Origin of the sequence: Streptomyces sp. NPDC059248 (assembly GCF_042753905.1) — a bacterium.
In the GTDB taxonomy this organism is placed as follows: Bacteria; Actinomycetota; Actinomycetes; order Streptomycetales; family Streptomycetaceae; genus Streptomyces.
The window spans coordinates 1-20,479 of sequence record NZ_JBHYZV010000108.1; the positions used below are offsets into that span (position 1 = coordinate 1).

Sequence of the window (20,479 nt, forward strand, 5' to 3'; positions counted from 1 at the left end):
GGGGGGGGCGGCGCTGGGGTTTTCTGGGGGGGGGGCGGGGGGTGCGTCCCCCGCCCCGCCCCGCCGCCCTTCGTGCCGGGTGAAGCCCGGGGTTACGCGCCCCCGGCCTGGGCCGCGTTCGCGGCGAAGGCCGACTCGGTGACGCAGGGGTGGTCGGCGTACTGGAGGGTTCCGCCGCCGCCGAGGCTGACCCGTTGGCCCTCCAGGGCGAAGCGCTTGCCATCGGCGTCGTACACGGCCGCCTTGCCGTTCTCCCAGCGCGTGGTCCAGCCGTGGGCCCAGGCGATCGGCGTCGGGGCGATGCGCTTCTTCCCTTGTCCGGGGGGCTCCGTCTGAACGGCGACACAGCGCTCCGGGGTGACCACGAGCGTCCCCACGAGGGCGGCGTAGAGGGCGCCGGGGTCGCCGGCCGGGCGGGTCACCATCAGGGGCGCGGGCCGCTGTTCCGCCGCGGCGGCCGCGCGGGGCGCCGCCCGCCGGTCCGGCTCCGCCGTGGTGCCGACGGCCGCCGAACCCGCGCAACCGCTCGCGGCGGCGAGCAGCAGAGCTCCCACGGCCGCCGTCCCGGCGAGCGGGAGGCGACCCCGCGACCGCCCGGCGGCACTGCTCGTGCCCGTGGCGGCGGCTGGGCCCGTGCCCGCGCCCGTCCCGGTGCCGACGCGTAACCGGCCGTACCGCGCGCGATCCGATTCCATGAGGTCTCCGTTCCCTTCCCGGCGCACTCCTCCCGGCGTCCGGCGCGGGGCCGGGCAGGGCCGGGAGGTCGTGGCGTGTGGCCCGTACGGTACCGGGGAATCCGGACAACGGGCCCGGTGATAGGGGGAGTTGGGATGAAACCCGGGTTTGGGGATGCGGGACCCGGGATGCGGGATCCGGGATCGGGGCGGGCCTTACGCCCCCCTGGTGACCCGCAGCTCCTTCACCCCGTTGAGCCAGGCCGAGCGGAGGCGGCGCGGCTCACCGGCGAGCCGGAGGTCCGGCAGGGCGTCGGCGATCGCGTTGAAGATCAGGTCGATCTCCATCACGGCGAGTGATTTGCCGAGGCAGAAGTGGGGCCCTCCGCCGCCGAACCCCAGATGGGGGTTGGGGTCGCGGGTGATGTCGAAGGCCCCGGGGTCGTCGAAGACCTCCGGGTCGTTGTTGGCGGACGAGTAGAACAGGCCGACCCGGTCGCCCTTCCGTATCCGCTGCCCGCCCAGCTCGGTGTCCTGGGTCGCGGTCCGCTGGAACGACACCACGGGCGTGGCCCAGCGGACGATCTCCTCGGCCGCGGTCGCCGGGCGGTCGCGCTTGTACCGCTCCCACTGCTCGGGATGGGTGAGGAAGGCGTGCATCCCGTGAGTGATGGCGTTGCGGGTGGTCTCGTTGCCCGCGACCGCCAGCAGGATGACGAAGAACCCGAACTCGTCGGTGGAGAGATTGCCCGCGTCCCCGGCCGCGACCAGCCGGGTGACGATGTCGTCGGCCGGGCACTCCTTGCGGGCGGCGGCGAGGTTCATCGCGTACGACAGGAACTCCATCGACGCCTCGACGCCCGCCTCCTCGGTGATCGCGAACTCCGGATCGTCGTACGAGGCCATCGTGTTCGACCAGTCGAAGATCTTCGCCCGCTCCTCCTGGGGGACGCCGATCAGCTCGGCGATGGCCTGGAGGGGCAGCTCGACGGCGATGTTCGAGACGAAGTCGAAGGTGCCGCCGTCCCGGGAGAGCGCCACGGCCTCGGCGACGATCGCCAGCGCCCGCTCCTGGAGCGCCGCGCGGAGCGACCCGACGGCGCGGGGTGTGAAGCCCCGCTGGACGATCTGCCGGACCCGGGTGTGCTCGGGCGGGTCCATATTGAGCATGATCAGCCGCTGGACGTCGATCTGGTCGCGCTGGATGGACTCGTTGAACCGGATGATCGCGGTATTGGTCCAGGACGAGAACAACTCGGGGTGTGTGGAGACGTACTTGACGTCCGCGTGGCTGGTCACCGCCCAGTAGCCGTCGTCGTCGAAGCCGGAGACGCCGTGGCGCTGCGCGCACCACGACACCGGCTCCACCCTTCTCATCAGGGCGAACTCGGGGTGCGGTACCCGGTCGCTCAGCAGGTCGGGGTCGGTGAGGTCGAACCCCTCGGGCAGATGGGGACACGGCACGGGCGGCATCGGCGACTCTCCGGTTCTCGACGGTCTCTGACGACCCATCAGAAGTCGGCCGGAAAGTTAGTAACGAGTTCTAGAAGTAGCAAGGGCCATGACGTGAACAATTGTTCAGCGGCGGTGCAGCAAGGGCGTGCAAGACCCTTGCGTACCCGGGGTAACTCTCATAAGACTGGCGAAAGAACTAGAACGCGTACTAGTTCTGGCGCGGAGTGCCGGGACGCCCGCGCAGCCCAAGGAGAGGACGAGCCATGGCCGCCGAACCCGTCATCGTCGAAGCCGTCCGCACCCCCGTCGGCAGGCGCGGGGGCGCCCTCGCCAATCTGCACCCCGCCTATCTGCTGGGCGAGACCTACCGCGAACTCCTCGGCAGGACCGGCCTCCAGCCCGACTGCGTCGAACAGATCGTCGGCGGTACGGTCACCCACGCGGGCGAGCAGTCGATGAACCCCGCGCGCAACGCGTGGCTCGCGGTCGGGCTGCCGTACGAGACCGCCGCGACGACCGTCGACTGCCAGTGCGGCTCGTCGCAGCAGGCGTCCCACATGGTGGCCAACATGATCTCGGCCGGGGTGATCGACGTCGGGATCAGCTGCGGTGTGGAGGCCATGTCCCGGGTGCCGCTGGGCAGCGGCTCCAAACACGGGCCGGGCAAACCCTTCCCCGACGAGTGGAACGTGGACCTCCCCAACCAGTTCGAGGCGGCGGAGCGGATCGCCCGCCACCGGGGGCTGACCCGGGAACGGGTGGACTCCCTCGGCCTGCTCTCCCAGGAACGGGCGGCGACCGCCTGGGCCGAGGAGCGGTTCAAGCGCGAGACGTACGCGGTCCAGGTACCGACCACGGAGGACGAGCAGGCCGCGGGCCAGGGGATGTGGCGGCTCGTCGACCGCGACGAGGGGCTGCGCGACACCAGCATGGAGGCGCTCGCCCGGCTGAAGCCGGTCCTGCCGACCGCCCTCCACACCGCGGGCACGGCCTCCCAGATCTCCGACGGCGCGGCGGCGATCCTCTGGGCGTCCAAGCGGATGGCCCGCGCGCTGAAGCTGAGGCCCCGGGCGCGGATCCTGGCCCAGGCGCTGGTCGGCGCCGACCCCAAGTTCCATCTCGACGGGCCGGTCGACGCGACCCGGGCCGTCCTCGGCAAATCGGGCCTCACCCTGAAGGACATCGACCTGGTCGAGGTCAACGAGGCGTTCGCGTCGGTGGTCCTGAGCTGGGCCCAGGTCTTCGGCCAGGACCTGGAGAAGGTCAACGTCAACGGCGGCGCGATCGCCCTGGGCCACCCCGTGGGAGCCACCGGCGCCCGGCTGATCACCACGGCCCTCCATGAACTGGAACGCCAGGACAAGGAGATCGCCCTGGTCACGATGTGCGCGGGCGGGGCACTGGCGACGGCCACCATCCTCCAGCGGATGTAGGGGGCCGGGGCGGTAGGGTGCGGCCCCATGCCATCGGACACCCCCGCCCACCTTCGACCACAAGGTGGCCCCGGCCTATCGGTGGCCGGTCGACGAGCTCGCCCGGCTCGCCGGGGACGCCGGGTTCGCCGAGATCGGCCGGATGCTCCGCGAGCCGTACGAGAACGAGCGGTTCCGGCACGGCCGGCTGCTGATGCGGCTCACGGGGTAGCGGCCCCGGCCCCGGCGCGGCCCCGAGGCGGCTCCGGGGTGCGACGCGAAGGACCCCGTACGACGCGAAGGACCCCGTACGGCAGATCCGCCGTACGGGGTCCTTCGAAATCAAGGGATGGAGATCAGTACCAGCCCTGGGTCTGCCACTTGGTCCACGCGGCGCACGGGCTGCCGTAGCGCTCCTCCATGTAGTTCAGACCCCACTCGATCTGGGTCTCCGGGTTCGTCTTCCAGTCCGAACCTGCCGTGGCCATCTTCGTCGCCGGAAGCGCCTGCACCAGGCCGTAGGCGCCGCTGGACGGGTTCGACGCCTGGACGTCCCAGCCGCTCTCCTTTGTTACGATCTGGCTGAAGCACTGGAACTGCGCGTCGTTACCGATCACCTTCTGGGCGATCGCCTTGGCGGACGCGGCCTCCGCGGCGGCCGGGGCGGCGGTGGGAGCGGCGGACGCGGTGCCGGGGGCCAGGCCCATGACCATCGCAGCGGAGGACGCGACGACGGCCGCGCCGATGAACGCGGTACGGGGCCGGTGACGGAGGACGGCGGCGACGGAGCGGGGCACAGGGGATCCTGACGTCGGGGACGGGGGAGCGTCGGCGGGCGGGGCGGGGAACGCCTCGGCGTCCGGCGACCGGAACAGTTGAGCAGCCGCCCCGGGCCGTCCGCAAAGAGCCCCGCTACGAGGCGGCGTCGCACCCGGGGCGCCACACCCCGTGATCCCCGCCGGTCGGCACCCCCGGCGACCGCCCGTACCGCTACGAAGCCGGCTCGTAGGCCCTCGGCGGGCTGTGGGGCGGCTCACCCGGCGGCCCCTCCCCGGGGGCCTCGAATGTGACCCGCGCCTCGAACGCGGCCCGCCGGGTCGCCCGCCGCAGCAGCTTCAGCACCGCCGGGCCCGCCGTCAGCGTCAGGACCACCGTCAGCACCGCCCGGCCCAGGTCCCAGCCCAGGGACGTCGCCGCCACATAGGCGAAGAAGCGGACCAGGTTGTCCCCGAGCGGATCACCCGGCTGGAACGAGATCCCCGTCGCCATGCCCGGGATGATCGTCCAGCCCTGGAGGTTCATCACCGTGCCGTACGCGAACGCGGCGAAGGCCCCGTACGCGGCCAGCATCCAAGCCTCCGCCCGCCCCCGCAGCCGCTCGGCGCCCGGCAGCAGCCCGGCACCCATCGTGAACCAGCCCATCGCCAGCATCTGGAACGGCATCCACGGCCCCACCCCGCCCGTGAGCAGCGCCGACGCGAACATCGTCACCGAGCCCAGGACGAAGCCGAAGCCCGGCCCCAGGATCCGGCCCGCCAGCACCATCAGGAAGAACATCGGCTCCAGGCCGGCCGTCCCGGCGCCCAGGGGCCGCATCGCCGCCCCCACGGCGGCCAGTACCCCCAGCATGGCGACCGCCTTCGCCCCCATCCCGGTGTCCGCGATCGTCGCCACCACCACGGCCACCAGCAGCGGCAGCAGCAGCGCGAACAGCCACGGCGCGTCCGCCGCGTGCGCCACCACCCCGGAGCCCTCGTCCGCGAGCAGCGGCCAGCCGAAGAACGCCACCCCGATCGCGCTGATCAGCACTAGGGCCGCGATGGAACGGGGCCCGAGACGCACGGGCCGCGCGGCCCGCTCCAGGTGCGTGGGCCGCGCGGATGATGTGCCGGTCACAGCGCCGCCTCCACCTGGCCGACGGTCAGCCATCGCCGGGGTGCCAGCACCTTCGCCACCTGCGGCGCGAACGCCGGGGAGCCCACGACGACCTCCGCCATCGGCCCGTCGGCGACGATCTCGCCGTCCGCCAGGATCACCACCCGCCGCGCCAGCTCGGCCGCCAGCTCCACATCGTGCGTCGCCAGGACGATCGCGTGCCCCCGCGCCGCCAGGTCTTTCAACACCGTCACCAGCCGCGCCTTCGCCGCGTAGTCCAGACCCCGGGTCGGCTCGTCGAGCAGCAGCAGCGGGGGCCGGGAGGTCAGCACGACCGCCAGCGCCAGGGCCAGCCGCTGCCCCTCCGACAGATCCCGCGGATGCGTCCCGTCGGCGACCCCCGGCAGCAGCTCCGCCACCAGGTCGCGGCAGCTCCCGGGGGCCGCGCCCGCGTCGGCGTCCGCCGCCGCGCACTCGGCGGCGACGGTGTCCGCGTACAGCAGGTCCCTCGGCTCCTGCGGGACGAGGCCGACCCGCCGGATCAGCTCCTGCGGCCGGGTTCTGTGCGGTACGAGCCCGCCCACGGACACCGCGCCCGACACCGGTTCCACCAGGCCGACCAAGGCCGACAGGAGGGTGGACTTCCCGGCACCGTTCCGCCCCATCAGGGCGATGGTCTCCCCGGCGCGTACCGTCAGATCGACGGTCCGCAGCGCCGTGACCCGGCCATGTCTGACCCCGACCCGGGACAGTTCCGCGACGGGATCGCCATCGCCCGAGCCCGAGCCGGGGGCCTCGGAGACCTTGGCCGGTTCACCCAGCCGCTCCCGCAGCCCGGCCGCCCGGCGGCGGGCGTCGCGTACCGACAGCGGCAGCGGATCCCAGCCGGCCAGTCGCCCGAGCGCCACCACCGGCGGAACGACGGGGGAGACGGCCATGATCTCCCCGGGCGCGCCGATCACCGGCGTCCGCCCGGGACCCGGCAGCAGCACGACCTGGTCGGCGTAGTGCACCACCCGCTCCAGTCGGTGCTCGGCCAGCAGGACCGTCGTCCCCAGATCGTGGACCAGGCGCTGGAGCACGGCCAGCACCTCCTCGGCGGCGGCCGGGTCGAGCGCCGACGTCGGTTCGTCGAGTACCAGCACCTTCGGGTGCGCCGTCAGGACCGACCCGATCGCCACCCGCTGCCGCTGCCCGCCCGACAGGGTCGCGATCGGCCGTTCCCGCAGCTCGGTCAGGCCCAGCAGATCGAGGGTCTCCTCCACCCGGCGGCGCATCACGTCCGGGGGCGTGCCCAGCGATTCCATCCCGTACGCCAGCTCGTCCTCGACGATGTCCGTGACGAAGTGCGCCGACGGGTCCTGGCCCACGGTCCCCACCACATCGGCCAGCTCCCGGGGCCGGTGCGTCCGGGTGTCCCGGCCGTCGACCGTGACCCGGCCGCGCAGCGTGCCGCCGGTGAAATGCGGGACCAGCCCGGACACCGTGCCCAGCAGAGTCGACTTGCCGACCCCGGACGGGCCGACGAGCAGCACCAGCTCCCCCTCGGGGACGGTCAGCTCGACACCGTCGACCGCGGGCGCTTCCGTACCCTCGTACGTCACCGACACATTCTCGAACCGGATCACGACGACTCCTCGGGGATGGGGGCGACGAACGCGGGCAGCAGCCCGATCAGGACGGAGACGGCGGGCCACAGCGGCAGGGTCGGCGCGGTCAGCGGTACGACTCCGGGCTCCAGCGCCGTCGGCGCGTACGACACCGCCCACACCATCAGCCCGGCCACCGCCGCGCCCGAACCGGCGATCAGCCAGGAACGCGCGCCGAACCGGTCGGGCCGGTAGCGGGTCCTGACCGTACGCCGCCCGCCGAGCCGCAGCCCCCCGACGGCCGCCGCGAGCCCCGCGACCAGCAGCGGCAGCCCGTAACCCGCGCCCTCGGCCGCCAGCAGCGCGTACGTCCCCGCGCACACACCGAGCAGCCCGCCCAGCGTCAGCGCCGTCGTGGTGTGCCGGACCGCGGGCGGGACCTCGGCGGTCCTGCCGTAGCCGCGTGCGTCCATCGAAGCGGCGACCGCGACCGACCGCTCCAGCGCGCCCTCCAGGACCGGCAGCCCGATCCGCGCCATCGCCCGGGGCCCGCCGGTGGAGCGGCCGCGCAGCCTGCGGGCCGTCCGCAGCCGGGCCACGTCCGCGACCAGGTTCGGCGCGAAGGTCATCGCGACGACCACGGCGACCCCGGCCTCGTACAGCGCGCCCGGCAGCGACTTCAGCAGCCTGGCCGGATTGGCGAGCGCGTTCGCCGCGCCCACGCAGATCAGCAGCGCGGCCAGCTTGGCGCCCTGGTAGACGGCGAGCACGACCTGCTCGGCGTAGACCCGGCCGCCGATCCGGATGCCCTTCGCCCAGTCGGGCAGCGGTACCTCGGGAAGGGTGACGAGCAGCCGGGTCCCGGGGATCGGCGCGCCGAGGAAGACGGAGAACAGCACCCGGATCACCAGGACCAGCAGCCCCAGCTTGACGAAGGCGATGTAGGCCCGCGCCCAGGGCGCGTCGGTGCGGCGGGCGGCGACGACATAGCCCGCGACGCCCACGATCAGCCCGAGCAGCAAGGGGTTCGTCGTCCGCGACGCGGCGGCGGCGAGGCCGAGGGCCCACAGCCACCAGGCACCGGGATGCACGGCGTTCGCCCGGTCGGCGACGGGGGCACGCAGCCGCCGGAGCAAGGGGCGGGCGGGAGCGGGGCGTGGCTTCATCGGGCCCGGCGGCGGGACCGCCAGTAGGTGGCGGCGCCGAGGACGGCGAGGACCGCGAGCCCGGCGACGACGCCCATCGAAGGACCGCCGTCGCCGTCACTTCCTCCGTCGGCCGTCTGCGCGGGTGTGCCTCCGGAAGCGGCGACCTGCTCGCCGCAGCCCTTCGCGGGGTATCCGGAGATCGCGCAGAGCATCGCGTTCCCGTCGTACCGCAGCGGCTTGGCGACCCGGGCGAGCGCCTCGGCGGCGGTCGCGTCCCCGGGCACCCGCGCGCAGACCGTACGCGGCGCCGGCGGGCGCTCCCCGGCGGGCGCGTCGGCCGCCGTACCGGGGTCGACGACGAGCGCGACGCGCTTGCTGCCGGGCTTCGGCGCGGTGTCGGCGCAGATCGCGTCGAAGTCGGGCGCCGTACGGGGCTTCGAGGAGTCGGAGCTGTCGGCGCTGACGGCGAAGCGGAACCCGTGGACCGCGCCGTCCGCGGGCCTGGCGGTCGCCGGGCCCTCGGTGGCGTACGTCCAGGCCGTGCCGTCGGCCTGCCAGTACGACCAGTACCGGTACCCGGCCGCCTGCGCGGGCGCCGCGGCGCCCAGGACTCCGGCCCCGGCCGCGACGACGGCGAGCACGAGCCCCACCAGCGTCGCGCGGGCGGTCGCGGGGCGGGTCACGCGCGCGGCTTGCGGCGGCCGCTGAACAGGAAGCCCGCACCGGCGCTCGCCGCGAAGAACGCGCCGATGATCCACCACATGTTCGGGCCGTCGTCCTTCTTCTCGTCCTTCTTCTTCTCGTCACCGGAAGCGGAGGCGGACGCCGCCTTCTCCGGCGCCGGGCCGGTCGCGGTCAGCGCCGCCACCAGGTCCGTACCGCCGAAGTCCTTCGGGTCACCGCCCGCCGCGCGCGCGGCGAAGATCAGCTGGGCGTACGCGGCCGGTCCCGACTGCTTCGCCCAGCCGGCGGCGTTGCCCTCCAGCCAGGCCAGCGACTTCCCCGCCTGCTCGGTACGGCCCTGTACGGCCAGGGCGACCACGGCGTCCGCCGTGTTCCCGAAGTCGGGCTTGGGCGCGGAGTCCTCGGCGCCCGGCATCGGGGCCGTCAGCAGATGACCGGTCTTCGCGAGCGCGGCCGTCAGATAGGCGGCGCCGTTGCCCGCCGCGCCCTCCAGGTCCTTCGCGGCCTTGTCGCAGGCCGCGCCCTTCGCGGCGGACCCCGAGGCGGCGGCGGGCTTCGGCGCGAGGCCGTCGCCCCGCGCGGCGACCACGGCGGCGGCGGTCGAGTCGGCGACCGCGCCCGGCATCGCCGGCTGGTAGACGAAGGCGCCGCCGTCCTTGCCGCCGCACGGGCGGGCGAACGTCAGCAGCGCGTCGTACGGCGACTTGCCGCCCTTCGCGGAGGTCACGGCCTCCGGCTTCTCACCGGCGGCGGCCAGCGCGCCGATCACCACGGCCGTGGAGTTGGCGTCGCTCGCGCCGCCCGGGTTGTAGCTCCAGCCGCCGTCGGCGTTCTGCACCGACTTCAGCCAGCCGACCGCCTTGGTCACGCTCGGCTCGGCGCCGCCGGTCGCCGTCAGCGCCTGCACGGCGGCGGCGGTCGCGTTCGAGTCGCGGGGCAGCTTCGCGGCGCACGCGCCGGAGACATCGGCGCGGTACGAGGGGAACGCGCCGTCCGCGCACTGCTGCGCGGTCAGCCAGTCGACGGCCTTGCCCGCGGGCTTCAGCCCGGCGGTGTCCTGCGCGAGAAGCGCCAGGGACTGCCGCCACACTCCGTCGTACGCGGGGTCGGTGGTACCGAAGAGACCGGAGGGCAGAGGGGTGGCCGGCGGCGGGGTGGTCGCGGCGCTCGCGACAGGTGCGGCGGCCGCCCCCAGTACGGCGGAGACGGCGAGCACGGCGGCGGCGCGGCGTACGGCGGTACGGCGTGCGGTGGCGGTGGTCATGACGGGCTGTGCCTCTTCCCGCGCCCTCTGCGGGACGCTGCCGGGATCCGGGCACGGGCGCGTACGGGAGACGACGCGCCAGGGCTCCGGCCCCGTATACCTCGACGGTGCCGATCACCGGCGGCTGCCGGTGGCGTGGCCGGTCACGGCCGCGTACAGGGCATTCCGACTCCACCTCGGGCCGGTGGCGGGAACCGTACGGCGACGGTCGCGCGACCACGGGACACCCCGACGGCTCACGGCTGCGGGTCAGTGCCGGATTCGCACCGGCTTCCCCCTGTACGGGCGTGATACGACCCACCTACTCTACCGACGCTCCGGAGCGGCGACGGCGGTGGCCCGCTATCGGCCCGGGATATCGAGGTGTGGGTCAGGAGCGGCTCACGGGGCCGTGCCCGAACTCGACCGCTGCTCGTCGTGCCAGGGGTCGACGGCGGCGATGCGGTCCAGCGCCGCCTGCTGCTCGTCGTCCGTCATGGCGCCGTACCCGTCTTCGAGACGCCCGACCGGCTCGCTCAGCCGGTCCATGGCGTCGCGATGGGCGGCGCGGCTCCAAGGAGACAGGTCGCTGTAGGCACTGGTCAGTGGGTTGTCCGGGTCATCACGGTAAGAATCGGCGAGGACGGGGACGGCTGGCTCTGCCCGATGTCCACGTACCCCCACGATCTGTAGAGCGCGTGGACCTTTCCTTCTCCGGCGGCCGGGTTGACCATGAGCGTGACGTACGGCTCATCGCGGGCGGCGAGGAGGGTGTCGTGGATGCGGCGGGCCGTACCGGTCTTGCGCCAGGTGGGCCGGACGCCGATCTCCTTCAGGGCCAGGGCCGGGCGCTCGGTGTACTTCTCGGCCGGCTCCGGGGTGGTGCGCTGCCAGTAGCGGTCGCCGCGTTCGATGGTGTTGCCGTAGGCGTAGCCGACCGGCTCGTCGTCGGCGTACGCGAGGACCGCGACGAAGCCGGGATCGGTGCCGTGGCGGTCCAGGCGTTCGCCGAAGGTCGTGACCGCGTAGTTCGGCAGGTGGAGGAGCGGGGCGCGTACGTCGGAGTAACGTGTCGACGAGATCGCCGCAGGCGGCGAACGTCTGCAGTTTGCTGGGAGCGACGTGGTCATGTAACCGCCCTCCAGGTGGCGGTGTGCTCGGTCCAGGTCTGGACGGTGGTGCTGCCGGGTGCAGTGGTGTTCAGCGCAGCCCCGAACCTCTGAAGCATGTGCGACACGCGAGCATGTCGGGATGCGATATCGGTGGGGATCTTCATTGCCGTGGCGATAGCTGGTCCGACATCGCCCTGTCCGAGTTGAGCGACGGCAAGCCGGACGGTGTTGATGGCCCGGTCGCGCCGCATCTGAGGGCGGAGCAGGGTCAGGCTCCGGTGAGCGTGTGTTTCGGCCTGCTCGAAGTTTCCAAGGCGGACGTGTGCTGCGAGAGCGAGCGTCTCCAACTCTGATCCGTCGCGGACTCCGGTCATCCACATCGGTCGGGCGAGACTAGTATCGGCGCGTTCGAATGCGTCCCAGGCGCAGCCGAGGGCGTGCCGCACGGCGCTGGTGTCGCCGATGACGCCGTAGGTCGCAGCCTGGCGGGCATGGCCCAGGCAGGCGAACAGAGGATCACGGCGTGTGAGGTTCAGGTTTCGGGCGACATCGTTCGCGGCGAGGGCGTCGGCAGGGCGGCCCATTTGACGGTACATGGTGCCCGCATGGCTCCAGATGCGGAACTTGATCGCCTGGTCCCCGGACATCTCGGCGAGGGCCTGGGCCTCTCGCATGTGTGACTTCGCGACGTCGTAGCGCCGGCCGTCGATGGCAGCCCACATCGCCGAGGAGCGGAACGCTGCTGCGGAGGCGTAGAGGCTGCTACGTACGCGCTGGGTGGCGCTTCCCGCGTTTTGGAGGTTCAGTGCCTCGTCGGCGAGGGCGGCGGCTCGCTGTTCGATACCGAGCTGTCCGCCGTGCCGGTGGTCGCTGGCGATGATCTCGGCGAAGCGCTTCTGGAGACGGTCGACGTCGCTCATGCCGATCCTGCGTGGCGACGCGGTGCCGGGGGACGCCGCGACGACGGCGGCCGTCGCGAGCCCGCCGACGAGTGTGCGGCGCTTCATGTCAGGGTCCTCCCGCTGCGGTGGAACCAGGGCCGACGGGGTCCTGCCCCGTGGAACGAACCCTAAAGCGGTGGCGGGCAGACCGGCGATGTCCTCAAGCGCCTTGCGGGTGGCCGACTTCGGCCACTTCACACGGCCGGCCTTCCAGCCTCGGATCGATGATCCGTCGAGCCCTCCGGCCTTCCCGGTCAACTGCTCTAAAGACCTGTTCACAGCGTCGGCAAGGCTGTTGGAGCTATAGCCCTGCTCGGCCATCCACGCCTCAAGAGCCGTGTTGCGCGTGACTTCCATCCACGCAAGGTAGCGCTCGTGTCACTCATCCGTCAGGTAAAGGCTGGGGTAAATCGCCCTAGTTGTTCCTGCTGACCGGGGGCCCGATTGCCCTAACCAGCCGATTTGAGAACGGGGTTGTCTGGGTGTCGGTCGCCCGTCATCAGAGGCGGCTGTTGACGGCCCGGTCCGCACGCTCACATCTCGCAAGGGGCGGACCGGGCGCCGAGACAACCCGAAGGCTCCATCCCCATGACGAGTCTCAACACACCTGTTCATGCCGCCCGTGTCGGGTGCCCCGCCTACAGCCAGACCATCCCGTGCCGGCCGTCCACTGCTGAGACCGGCCGCAAGCTCGTTCAGCGTGTCCTCGGTGCGTGGTGCCTGGATGAACTCGCCGACGGTGCCGTGCTGATCGTCACGGAGCTGATCGCGAACGCGTCGAAGCACACCTCGTGTCAGGACATCCGTCTGACCGTGGGACGGCCGAGCGCGTCGCGAGTCCGGGTCGGGGTCGTGGACTGGGAACCGGGGCGTCTGCCTGCCGCCGGCCACGCTGACCACGGTGACGAGTCCGGCCGCGGCCTGTTTCTCATCGATGCGGTGTCGGATTGCTGGGGCTATGACCTGTACGGCTCGGACAGGTGCCCATGGGGCAAGGAGGTCTGGGCCGAGCTTGAGCTCACCTGCGACGGATGAACGAACCGGCGGCCGCATCAAAGCAGAGCACCACCAACGTTGCCCGACCTGCCTGCGGCCAGTTCGGCTGGTGCCGCCGCCTCCGTGCGGGGCACCAGCCGCCCGTTCCCGCACCCTACGGAGGTAGTCGGTGATTACCACGACCGTGGCGTTCCACGCCGGAACAACCGCGCTCGTGCGCGCCGTCACCCAGACGTCCCTGGCGGTATCTCCGTGCCCCGATCTCGACGCCGGACTGCCCGATGCCGCAGCAACTCAAGCGGCGTGGGGCTCGGTCGTCTCATGGCTGCCAGGTATGTACGAGCCTGAGATTGACGCATTCGGCGGCCCGTTGGCCATGGACACAGCCCACGAACTGTTCCACAGCGACTCCCGTCACTTGCTGACGTACCAGCCCGGCCTCAAGCACCTGGGGCGTCGGGAGAGCGCCGTACTACTGGTGAGCGCCATGCTGCGCGGCGCCGGGCTCGACTGGTTCGAACAGGGGGACGTCTGGTCACAGGTCGCCGCCCTTCGACCGGCCACCGATCCGCTGCCGACCGAACGCGCCGCCGAGCTTGCTCCCGCCGTACGGAAGCTGATGACGGCCGACGCCCGCAGCCTCTGCCACCAGGGCGGTCCGTTCCACAGGCACGACGAATGGGTCACCGCCTTCGAGCGGACCGGGGCGACGCTCGCCGATCTCGCCGACCACGGTGGTCTCACCCGTGGCCTGCGGGTCGTGCTCGCCCACCACGTGATCTTCCATGCCAACCGCGCCGGTCTCCTTCGGGACGATCAGAGCGCTCTGTTCAACATCGCACGAGAGGCAGTCATGGGAACCAGTGACAACACCGCAGCGCCCAGCGGAGCAGCGACGGACATCGATAGCGTCGACACAATCACTACCGACTCGGCGGAGGCCGAGCGCCTCCGGAACGCCCTGGTCGACCGGATCCGGGCGAACGGCCACGCCCGCACCGCAGCCGTCGAGAACGCCCTGCGGGCCGTCCCCCGCCATGTGTTCGTGCCCGACGCGTCGCTCGAAGACGCCTACGCCAACGCGCCGGTACACATCAAGTACGACACCGACGGCACCTCCATCTCCTGCGCCTCCCAGCCGGGCGTCGTCGCCCTCATGCTGGACCAGCTCGACGTCCGTCCCGGCGACCGCGTCCTCGAACTCGGCGCCGGAAGCGGCTACAACGCCGCACTTCTCGCGCACCTGGTCGGCGAGGCCTGCCACGTCACCACCCTCGATGTCGACGACGACCTCGTGGAGGGTGCCCGCGCCCACCTCACCGCAGCCGGGATCACCAACGTCGAGGCCGTGACCAGGGACGGAGCCCTCGGATACGCGGAAGGCGCACCGTACGACCGGATCATCGCCACCGTCGGCGCGCACGGTGTGCCGCACGCCTGGCTGGACCAGCTCGCCCCCGGCGGACGGCTCCTCGTCCCCCAGCGCCTCAAGGGCAGCGTCGCCCGCTCCATCGCGTACGAACAGCGCGACGGCCGGTGGGTATCCCTCGGCAGTGAGATGAACACCTTCATGCCGCTCCGGCGGGGCATCGCCGACGACGACCGCCGCGTCGTCCCGCTCAGCGCCGACGGCACCGTCCGGCTCCAGGCCCCCGCCGGCCAGGACATCGACGCCGATGCCCTCGCCCGTGTGCTGGAGCAGCCGCGCACCGAGGAGTGGACCGGTATGACGGTCCGCGCCATGGAGTCGCCGGAATGGATGGAGCTGTTCCTCACCTGTTCCCTGCCCTCCGGACTGATCCGGATGCTCTTCCCCCAGAGCGCCAAGGGCGGGCTGCTCGCGGAGGACCCGTACCCCTCGTCCACTGCGGCCGTCGAGAAGGGCGCCGTCACCTACCTGGCCCGGCGGCTGCTGGAGAAGAGGACCCCGGAGGGCGGCAAGCTCTGGGAGTTCGGTGTCATCGGCCACGGCCCCGGCAGCGACGAGCTGGCCGCCCGCGTCGCCGACGCCGTCCGCACCTGGGACCGGGAGTACCGCGGCCGGGAGGCCACCTTCGAAATCCAGCCCCTCGACGCCCCGCCCGTCGAACAGCGTCCCGGTCTCTTCGCCCTCGACACCCCGCTGAACCGGATCGTCGTCGACTGGCGGTGACAACCGACAGATAGAGGACGGTGCCCGTCGGCCTACGGCGGGCGGGCACCGTCACCGACCATGCCCCGGGGGACTCATGGACCCGCACGGACCCATCGCCCAGCGCTTCCCGCTCGTCGCCCGATTCCGCCCCGCCTGCTTGCCCCTGCCCCAACGCGTCCGCGCGCTCGACGATCTGGCCGACACCGTGGTACGGAAGGCCGACCAGGGCCTGGCATCGGCCGTCTACAACCAGGCCGCGCTCATCGCCTCCGACCTCGGCCTTCCCGACCTGGCGCGCGAGCTGTGCCACCAGCACGCCGCCGCGTACCTCCATGCCTGTCCGCTGCCCGGGACGAGCGCGATCCGAGGACTCGAACCCGTTGTCAACCTCGCCCGCCTCCAGATCCGCGCCGGCCGCGCCGACGAGGGACGACAGCGACTGCTCGACCTGTACGGAGCCGTCGAAGCAGGCGCACCTGCCCGCTTCGACGGCGTCGGGATACCTGCGGATCTCACGGCGACCGAAGCCGACCGCCAAGAGGTCCGCGCGTGGCTCTGGCGCGTACTCCTCGCCGACGGCACCCGCACCCTCACCACCACCGGCAGCTGGGCCGAGGCTCTGACGCACATCGAGTCCCACCGGGGCGTCGGCAAGCGGATGCTCGACGGTCGCCAGGTCGCCGTACTGTCCGCCCTCGTCTCCGGCGACACAGCATCGGCAACGGCGCTCCTCCACGACACGACGCCCGGCGACCCCTGGGAACAACTCGTCACGGCGTGCCTGACCGCCCTGTGCCGCCGCGATGCCCAGCAGCCGGTCGACGGCCACCTGGCAGAACTGATCGCGGCCTACCTTCAACGGTCGCCGGAACCTGGGATGACCGTCTTCGACATCCGGCTGGGCCTCACCGTTCTCGACGCGGTCGGTCCCGCCGAAAAACCCGCCGCGCAGCGCATAGTGCAAGACCTCCACCGCAGGACGGTCGAAGCCGAGGACGGTTACGCGGCCCGCGAGGTCCTGGCCCACCCACTCTTCCTCGCCCTGGCCACAGATCGGGAAGCGCAGGACTGCCGCGCCCTGGTCAGGGCCTGTGCGCTGGGAGCCGGGGCCCTCCCGGACCATCTGCACGGCGAACTGGCGGCGGCCTTACGCGCCGGCGACAAGGTGATCCGGGACAGCCTCGTGCTCCGGTGATCGGCGTCGGCGGCCGGAGTCACCCGGACCCACCGGCTCATCGGCACCAGACGTACCGTTTGCGTCCCAGTGCGACGATCCTCCTTGCGCGGTGTCCGGTGCGGTGTGGCCGCCCGCTCAGACCGCCGAATACCGCGTCGGAGTGCCCGGGAGGACCTCCGCGTGGCCCCGTTTCACCAGGCGGCGCAGGTGGGCCTCCGCCTCTGAGACGGCGATTGTGCGGGAGGTGTGGGGGATCGCGTCCCAGGGGCGGTTCCACTCCATGCGCTCGGCCGCCTGCCAGGGGGTGAGGGGTTCCGCGAGCAGGGTGCGGAGGTCGTGGAGGCGGGCCTCGTGGTGGGCGAGGAGTTGCCGGACGCGGGCGTCGGCGTCGGTGAAGGCGTGCTGGTGGGCGGGGAGGACCTCGGCGGGGGAGAGGCGGCCGACGCGTTCGAGGGAGGCCGCGTAGTCGCCCAGGGGGTCCTCCGACTCGCCGGGGTCGCCGGGGGGCGCGTCGGGGTCCTCGTACAGGCCTATGTGCGGGGTGATGCCGGGCAGCAGATGGTCTCCGGAGAACAGCCTGCCCCGGCCCGGGAGCCCGGCGGGGTGGTCCTCCTCCAGGTGGAGGCAGACGTGTCCGGGGGTGTGTCCCGGGGTCCAGATCGCCCGCAGGCGCCGGCCCGCAAGCGGCAGCAGTTCGCCGGGGACGATGTCCCGGTCCGGCAGGGCGGGGGCGAGGCCGGGGAAGGTACGGCCGGAGGTGCTGGCGGCGAGCAGGGGCGCCGTATGGGAGTCGGGCGCCCCGCACCGGGCGAGATGGCCGGCCAGGTAGTCGTACCAGCGCGACGGCTCCGACGCGCGGGTGCGCCGGACGAGGGCCGCGTCCGCCGGGTGCATCGCGACCCACGCCCCGGACTCCTCGCGGACCCGGCCGGAGAGCCCGTGGTGGTCGGGGTGGTGATGGGTGATGACCACCCCGTGGACGTCGCGGATCCCGGTGCCCACGGCGTCGAGCCCGGCGACCAGGGCCGACCAGGAGGTGGGGTCGTCCCAGCCGGTGTCCACGAGGACCGGGCCGCGGTCCGTGGCGACGACATGGATCAGGGTGTGGCCGAGGGGGTTGTCGGGGATGGGCACCTCGACGGACCAGACGCCTCCGCCGTGGTCGATCACCTGCGGCATACACGCTCCTCGGCTCTGCTCGGCTCCGCCGTCCGCGTCGCTGCGGACACGAGAATTCGTTGACGTGGGCAACTTCTTATTTATCATACGAAGTTGTTGACATGGCGTCAGCCGGAACGGGGCGGGTTCAGCCGGTCGTCAGCCGGGCCACGTCCTCCGGCGTCCAGTCGTCCGCCCCCGGCGCCGCCGCCAGATAGCGGGCGATCGCCGTCGCCTCCCAGACCTCGGCCGCCAGCAGCCCGACGGCGAGATGGCGGAGGTATCCGGCGGACGGGGAGACCCCGGCGACGTCGTGGTACCGCCAGGGCGCGGTGAAGGTCAGGACCGGGATCCCTTCCGTCCAGCCGGGGTTGACCAGCGTCTCGTACCGCCCGGGTCCCAGCGTCGCGCGGCCGTGCGTGAGGGCGTCGGTCAGGTCGAGATCGGTCGCGGGTCCCGGCGTGCGGTACATCTCCTGCGCCGCGATGTCGGAGAACTGCCCGGCCGTGATCAGATGCGCCCGCGCCCAGGTGGTGCCCGGGGCCTCGGGGTCGTGGAACGCCCGCCCGCCGGACCAGACCGGCGACCGGGTCGCGAAGTACAGCAGCCCCGGCAGTTCGACGGCGACCGTACGCTCCGGCGGCCTCGGGTCCCGGCAGCCGGGGACGCCGCGCACCGCCCCGGCCGGGCGGCCGCCGCGGAGATACGTACCGAGCCGCTCGGGGCTCATATTGGAGCCGTACGAGGCGTACCAGACCCGGTCGGGACGGTCCTGCGCCGTATCGGGACGCGGCCCCGGCCGCAGGGGGCGCGGGGCGCCCGGGGTGCTGCCTTTCACGCGCACACCGTACGGGCTCCGGCGCGGCCCCCGCGGCCGGGACCGCCGTTCCGGGTCTGGATTACTCCTCCTGGAACTGATATCAGTTCTGACGAAGTGTCAGATGCAGTGGAGGGTGCTCCGGCGCGAGGAGAGGCGGCGGCCATGACCGGGCTCACGGAGTTCACGGAACACGGAAAGCTGTTCATCGGCGGTGAGTTCACCGACCCCCTCGGGGCCGGCACCATCGAGGTCGTCTCGCCCCATACCGAGCGGGTGATCGGGCGCGTCCCGCACGCCTCGCCCGCCGATGTCGACCGGGCGGTGGCCGCCGCCCGGCGGGCGTTCGACGAGGGTCCCTGGCCTCGGATGGCCCTGGAGGAGCGGATCGAAGTCGTCGGCCGGATCAAGGACGCGATCGCGGTACGCCACGAGGAGCTGGCCCGGGTCATCAGCGCGCAGAACGGCTCCCCGTACGCCTGGAGCGTGCTCGCCCAGGCCCTGGGCGCGATGATGGTGTGGGACGCGGCGATCACCGTCGCGCGCGGCGTCGTCCACGAGGAGCCCCGGGCGGGCGCGCTCGGCCCGATCCTCGTCCGGCGCGAGCCCGTCGGGGTCGTCGCGGCGATCGTGCCGTGGAACGTGCCCCAGTTCACCGCCGCCGCCAAACTCGCCCCCGCGCTCCTCGCGGGCTGTACGGCGGTGCTCAAACCGTCGCCCGAGACCCCGCTCGACGCCTATCTCCTCGCCGAGATCGCCCGCGACGCCGGACTGCCCGAAGGGGTGCTGTCGATCCTGCCCGCCGGGCGGGAGACCGGGGAGTACCTGGTCGGCCACCCGGGCGTGGACAAGGTGTCGTTCACCGGCTCGGTCGCCGCGGGCAAACGGGTCATGGAGGTCGCGGCCCGCGGGCTGACCCGCGTCACCCTCGAACTCGGCGGCAAGTCCGCCGCCGTGATCCTGCCCGACGCCGACCCGGCCGAGGCCGTCGCCGGGATCGTCCCCACGGCCTGGATGAACAACGGACAGGCGTGTGTGGCCCAGACCCGGGTCCTGGCGCCGCGTTCCCGGTACGACGAGATAGCCGAGGCGCTGACCGCCGCCGCGGCCGCCCTGCCCGTCGGCGACCCGTTCGACCCCGCCACCCAGGTCGGCCCGCTGGTCGCCGAACGCCAGCGGCGCCGGTCCCTCGACTACATCGCGAGCGGTGTGGAACAGGGCGCCAGGGTCCTCACCGGCGGCGGCCGCCCCAAGGGGCTCGACCGGGGCTGGTATGTGGAGCCGACCCTCCTCGGCGACGTCGACAACTCCATGACGGTGGCCCGGGAGGAGATCTTCGGGCCTGTGGTCTGTCTGCTGCCGTACGGCGACGAGGACGAGGCCGCGCGGATCGCCGACGACTCCGACTACGGGCTCAGCGGCAGCGTCTGGACCGCCGACCCGGAGCGCGGCCTCGCCTTCGCGCGCCGGATCCGGACCGGGACGTACTGCGTCAACACCTTCAGCCTCGATATGTTCGGGCCCTTCGGCGGCTACAAGAACTCCGGTATCGGGCGGGAGTTCGGGCCCGAGGGGTACGGCGCGTATCTGGAACACAAGATGATCCATCTGCCCGCCGGCTACGAACCCCCGCCCGCGCCCCCGGCGGCCGGGGGCGAGTGATGGGCGACCGCTGGCATGTGGAGGTCGACCGGGGCGTCTGCATCGGCTCCGGCATGTGCGTGGGAACGGCTCCGGACGCCTTCACCCTGGACTCGGCCCGGCAGTCGCACCCCGTGGACGCGGCGACCGACGCGGGCGAGCCGCTGCTCACGGCGGCCGAGACCTGCCCGGTGGAGGCGATTGTGATCACCCTGCTGGGCAGCGGTGAACCGGTCTTCCCGCCCGAGGAATGACGGTGTGGCGGGGCGCGGAGCGCGGGGCCCGGGGCCCGGCGCGTGGCCCCGGCGCGCGGAGGCGTGGGGCCCCCGCCCCCCGGGGCCGCCCCCCGCCCCCCCGCCGCCGGGGGACCGGCGGCGGCCGGGGCCCCCCCCGCGCCCCGGGGCGGGGGCGAGTAAACAAAAA

Annotated in this window: 17 protein-coding genes, 3 pseudogenes and 1 riboswitch; of the genes and pseudogenes, 7 read left to right on the top strand and 13 right to left on the bottom strand. The window is 72.7% G+C overall.

From position 1 onward, the window contains the following. Positions 1–92: 92 nt before the first annotated feature. On the bottom strand, positions 93–695 hold the full coding sequence (locus ACFXG1_RS30280; protein ID WP_384718522.1) for a hypothetical protein: 603 nt from the start codon (positions 693–695) through the stop codon (positions 93–95). 195 nt (positions 696–890) lie between these two features. Beyond that, positions 891–2,138 carry a cytochrome P450 gene (locus ACFXG1_RS30285; protein WP_384718524.1) on the bottom strand — a complete coding sequence of 416 codons (1,248 nt, stop codon included), beginning with the start codon at positions 2,136–2,138 and terminating at the stop codon, positions 891–893. 254 nt (positions 2,139–2,392) lie between these two features. On the opposite strand from ACFXG1_RS30285, the gene ACFXG1_RS30290 reads away from it, so the two are divergent. Beyond that, entirely contained in the window at positions 2,393–3,562 is a 1,170-nt protein-coding gene (locus ACFXG1_RS30290; RefSeq protein ID WP_384718520.1) for a steroid 3-ketoacyl-CoA thiolase, read from the top strand. Positions 3,563–3,602: 40 nt separating this feature from the next. Then, positions 3,603–3,773: pseudogene (locus ACFXG1_RS30295) on the top strand (SAM-dependent methyltransferase); the annotation flags it as partial. Between the two features lie 124 nt (positions 3,774–3,897). Here ACFXG1_RS30295 and ACFXG1_RS30300 read toward each other — a convergent pair. The 9 genes and pseudogenes from ACFXG1_RS30300 to ACFXG1_RS30340 form a co-directional block, all read right to left on the bottom strand. Beyond that, on the bottom strand, positions 3,898–4,338 hold the full coding sequence (locus ACFXG1_RS30300) for a transglycosylase SLT domain-containing protein (protein WP_384718518.1): 441 nt from the start codon (positions 4,336–4,338) through the stop codon (positions 3,898–3,900). 193 nt (positions 4,339–4,531) lie between these two features. Beyond that, positions 4,532–5,470, bottom strand: a complete 939-nt coding sequence (locus ACFXG1_RS30305; RefSeq protein ID WP_384745420.1) for an ECF transporter S component — start codon at positions 5,468–5,470, stop codon at positions 4,532–4,534. Next, a complete protein-coding gene (locus tag ACFXG1_RS30310) occupies positions 5,434–7,044 on the bottom strand; it encodes an ABC transporter ATP-binding protein (protein ID WP_384745422.1) in 1,611 nt (536 codons plus the stop codon). The genes ACFXG1_RS30305 and ACFXG1_RS30310 overlap by 37 nt, the downstream gene beginning before the upstream one ends. After that, a complete protein-coding gene (locus tag ACFXG1_RS30315; RefSeq protein ID WP_384721700.1) occupies positions 7,041–8,171 on the bottom strand; it encodes a CbiQ family ECF transporter T component in 1,131 nt (376 codons plus the stop codon). Before ACFXG1_RS30315 ends, ACFXG1_RS30310 begins: the two co-directional genes overlap by 4 nt. Continuing rightward, positions 8,168–8,836: an SCO2322 family protein gene (locus ACFXG1_RS30320; protein ID WP_384745424.1), complete on the bottom strand. Its 669-nt coding sequence runs from the start codon at positions 8,834–8,836 to the stop codon at positions 8,168–8,170. The genes ACFXG1_RS30315 and ACFXG1_RS30320 overlap by 4 nt, the downstream gene beginning before the upstream one ends. Next, entirely contained in the window at positions 8,833–10,101 is a 1,269-nt protein-coding gene (locus tag ACFXG1_RS30325) for a prenyltransferase/squalene oxidase repeat-containing protein (protein ID WP_384745426.1), read from the bottom strand. Before ACFXG1_RS30325 ends, ACFXG1_RS30320 begins: the two co-directional genes overlap by 4 nt. A gap of 158 nt (positions 10,102–10,259) precedes the next feature. After that, a riboswitch (cobalamin riboswitch) is annotated at positions 10,260–10,380 on the bottom strand. Between the two features lie 102 nt (positions 10,381–10,482). Continuing rightward, on the bottom strand, positions 10,483–10,629 hold the full coding sequence (locus ACFXG1_RS30330; RefSeq protein WP_384713337.1) for a hypothetical protein: 147 nt from the start codon (positions 10,627–10,629) through the stop codon (positions 10,483–10,485). Positions 10,630–10,682: 53 nt separating this feature from the next. After that, positions 10,683–11,187: pseudogene (locus tag ACFXG1_RS30335) on the bottom strand (GNAT family N-acetyltransferase). 19 nt (positions 11,188–11,206) lie between these two features. Beyond that, the gene (locus tag ACFXG1_RS30340) at positions 11,207–12,490 is read right to left on the bottom strand and encodes an XRE family transcriptional regulator (RefSeq protein WP_384713334.1); all 1,284 of its coding nucleotides are present in this window, start codon (positions 12,488–12,490) and stop codon (positions 11,207–11,209) included. A gap of 231 nt (positions 12,491–12,721) precedes the next feature. Here ACFXG1_RS30340 and ACFXG1_RS30345 point away from each other — a divergent pair, with 231 nt between their 5' ends. The 3 genes and pseudogenes from ACFXG1_RS30345 (at position 12,722) to ACFXG1_RS30355 (ending at position 16,458) form a co-directional block, all read left to right on the top strand. Further along, positions 12,722–13,168 (top strand): ATP-binding protein, encoded by a 447-nt coding sequence (locus ACFXG1_RS30345; protein ID WP_384713331.1) that lies wholly within the window; start codon positions 12,722–12,724, stop codon positions 13,166–13,168. 199 nt (positions 13,169–13,367) lie between these two features. Continuing rightward, a pseudogene (gene fxlM / locus ACFXG1_RS30350) lies at positions 13,368–15,281 on the top strand (methyltransferase, FxLD system); the annotation flags it as partial. Positions 15,282–15,357: 76 nt separating this feature from the next. Continuing rightward, positions 15,358–16,458: a hypothetical protein gene (locus ACFXG1_RS30355; RefSeq protein ID WP_384713328.1), complete on the top strand. Its 1,101-nt coding sequence runs from the start codon at positions 15,358–15,360 to the stop codon at positions 16,456–16,458. A gap of 117 nt (positions 16,459–16,575) precedes the next feature. Here ACFXG1_RS30355 and ACFXG1_RS30360 read toward each other — a convergent pair whose 3' ends face one another. Next, positions 16,576–17,619 (bottom strand): MBL fold metallo-hydrolase, encoded by a 1,044-nt coding sequence (locus tag ACFXG1_RS30360; RefSeq protein WP_384713325.1) that lies wholly within the window; start codon positions 17,617–17,619, stop codon positions 16,576–16,578. A 127-nt stretch (positions 17,620–17,746) separates the two neighbouring features. Beyond that, on the bottom strand, positions 17,747–18,328 hold the full coding sequence (locus ACFXG1_RS30365) for a histone deacetylase (RefSeq protein ID WP_384713342.1): 582 nt from the start codon (positions 18,326–18,328) through the stop codon (positions 17,747–17,749). A gap of 252 nt (positions 18,329–18,580) precedes the next feature. On the opposite strand from ACFXG1_RS30365, the gene ACFXG1_RS30370 reads away from it, so the two are divergent. After that, positions 18,581–20,077 carry an aldehyde dehydrogenase gene (locus tag ACFXG1_RS30370; protein WP_384713322.1) on the top strand — a complete coding sequence of 499 codons (1,497 nt, stop codon included), beginning with the start codon at positions 18,581–18,583 and terminating at the stop codon, positions 20,075–20,077. Further along, positions 20,077–20,310: a ferredoxin gene (locus ACFXG1_RS30375; protein ID WP_384713320.1), complete on the top strand. Its 234-nt coding sequence runs from the start codon at positions 20,077–20,079 to the stop codon at positions 20,308–20,310. The genes ACFXG1_RS30370 and ACFXG1_RS30375 overlap by 1 nt, the downstream gene beginning before the upstream one ends. Positions 20,311–20,479: the final 169 nt, after the last annotated feature.

Excerpts from the sequence above, each read along its gene's own strand:
- ACFXG1_RS30280 (WP_384718522.1), bottom strand. The coding sequence starts at position 695 with ATGGAATCGGATCGCGCGCGGTACGGCCGGTTACGCGTCGGCACCGGG.
- ACFXG1_RS30290 (WP_384718520.1), top strand. The coding sequence starts at position 2,393 with ATGGCCGCCGAACCCGTCATCGTCGAAGCCGTCCGCACCCCCGTCGGC.
- ACFXG1_RS30305 (WP_384745420.1), bottom strand. The coding sequence starts at position 5,470 with ATGGCTGACCGTCGGCCAGGTGGAGGCGGCGCTGTGACCGGCACATCA.
- ACFXG1_RS30315 (WP_384721700.1), bottom strand. The coding sequence starts at position 8,171 with ATGAAGCCACGCCCCGCTCCCGCCCGCCCCTTGCTCCGGCGGCTGCGT.
- ACFXG1_RS30325 (WP_384745426.1), bottom strand. The coding sequence starts at position 10,101 with ATGACCACCGCCACCGCACGCCGTACCGCCGTACGCCGCGCCGCCGCC.
- ACFXG1_RS30330 (WP_384713337.1), bottom strand. The coding sequence starts at position 10,629 with ATGGACCGGCTGAGCGAGCCGGTCGGGCGTCTCGAAGACGGGTACGGC.
- ACFXG1_RS30340 (WP_384713334.1), bottom strand. The coding sequence starts at position 12,490 with ATGGAAGTCACGCGCAACACGGCTCTTGAGGCGTGGATGGCCGAGCAG.
- ACFXG1_RS30345 (WP_384713331.1), top strand. The coding sequence starts at position 12,722 with ATGACGAGTCTCAACACACCTGTTCATGCCGCCCGTGTCGGGTGCCCC.
- ACFXG1_RS30355 (WP_384713328.1), top strand. The coding sequence starts at position 15,358 with ATGGACCCGCACGGACCCATCGCCCAGCGCTTCCCGCTCGTCGCCCGA.
- ACFXG1_RS30360 (WP_384713325.1), bottom strand. The coding sequence starts at position 17,619 with ATGCCGCAGGTGATCGACCACGGCGGAGGCGTCTGGTCCGTCGAGGTG.
- ACFXG1_RS30365 (WP_384713342.1), bottom strand. The coding sequence starts at position 18,328 with ATGAGCCCCGAGCGGCTCGGTACGTATCTCCGCGGCGGCCGCCCGGCC.
- ACFXG1_RS30370 (WP_384713322.1), top strand. The coding sequence starts at position 18,581 with ATGACCGGGCTCACGGAGTTCACGGAACACGGAAAGCTGTTCATCGGC.
- ACFXG1_RS30375 (WP_384713320.1), top strand. The coding sequence starts at position 20,077 with ATGGGCGACCGCTGGCATGTGGAGGTCGACCGGGGCGTCTGCATCGGC.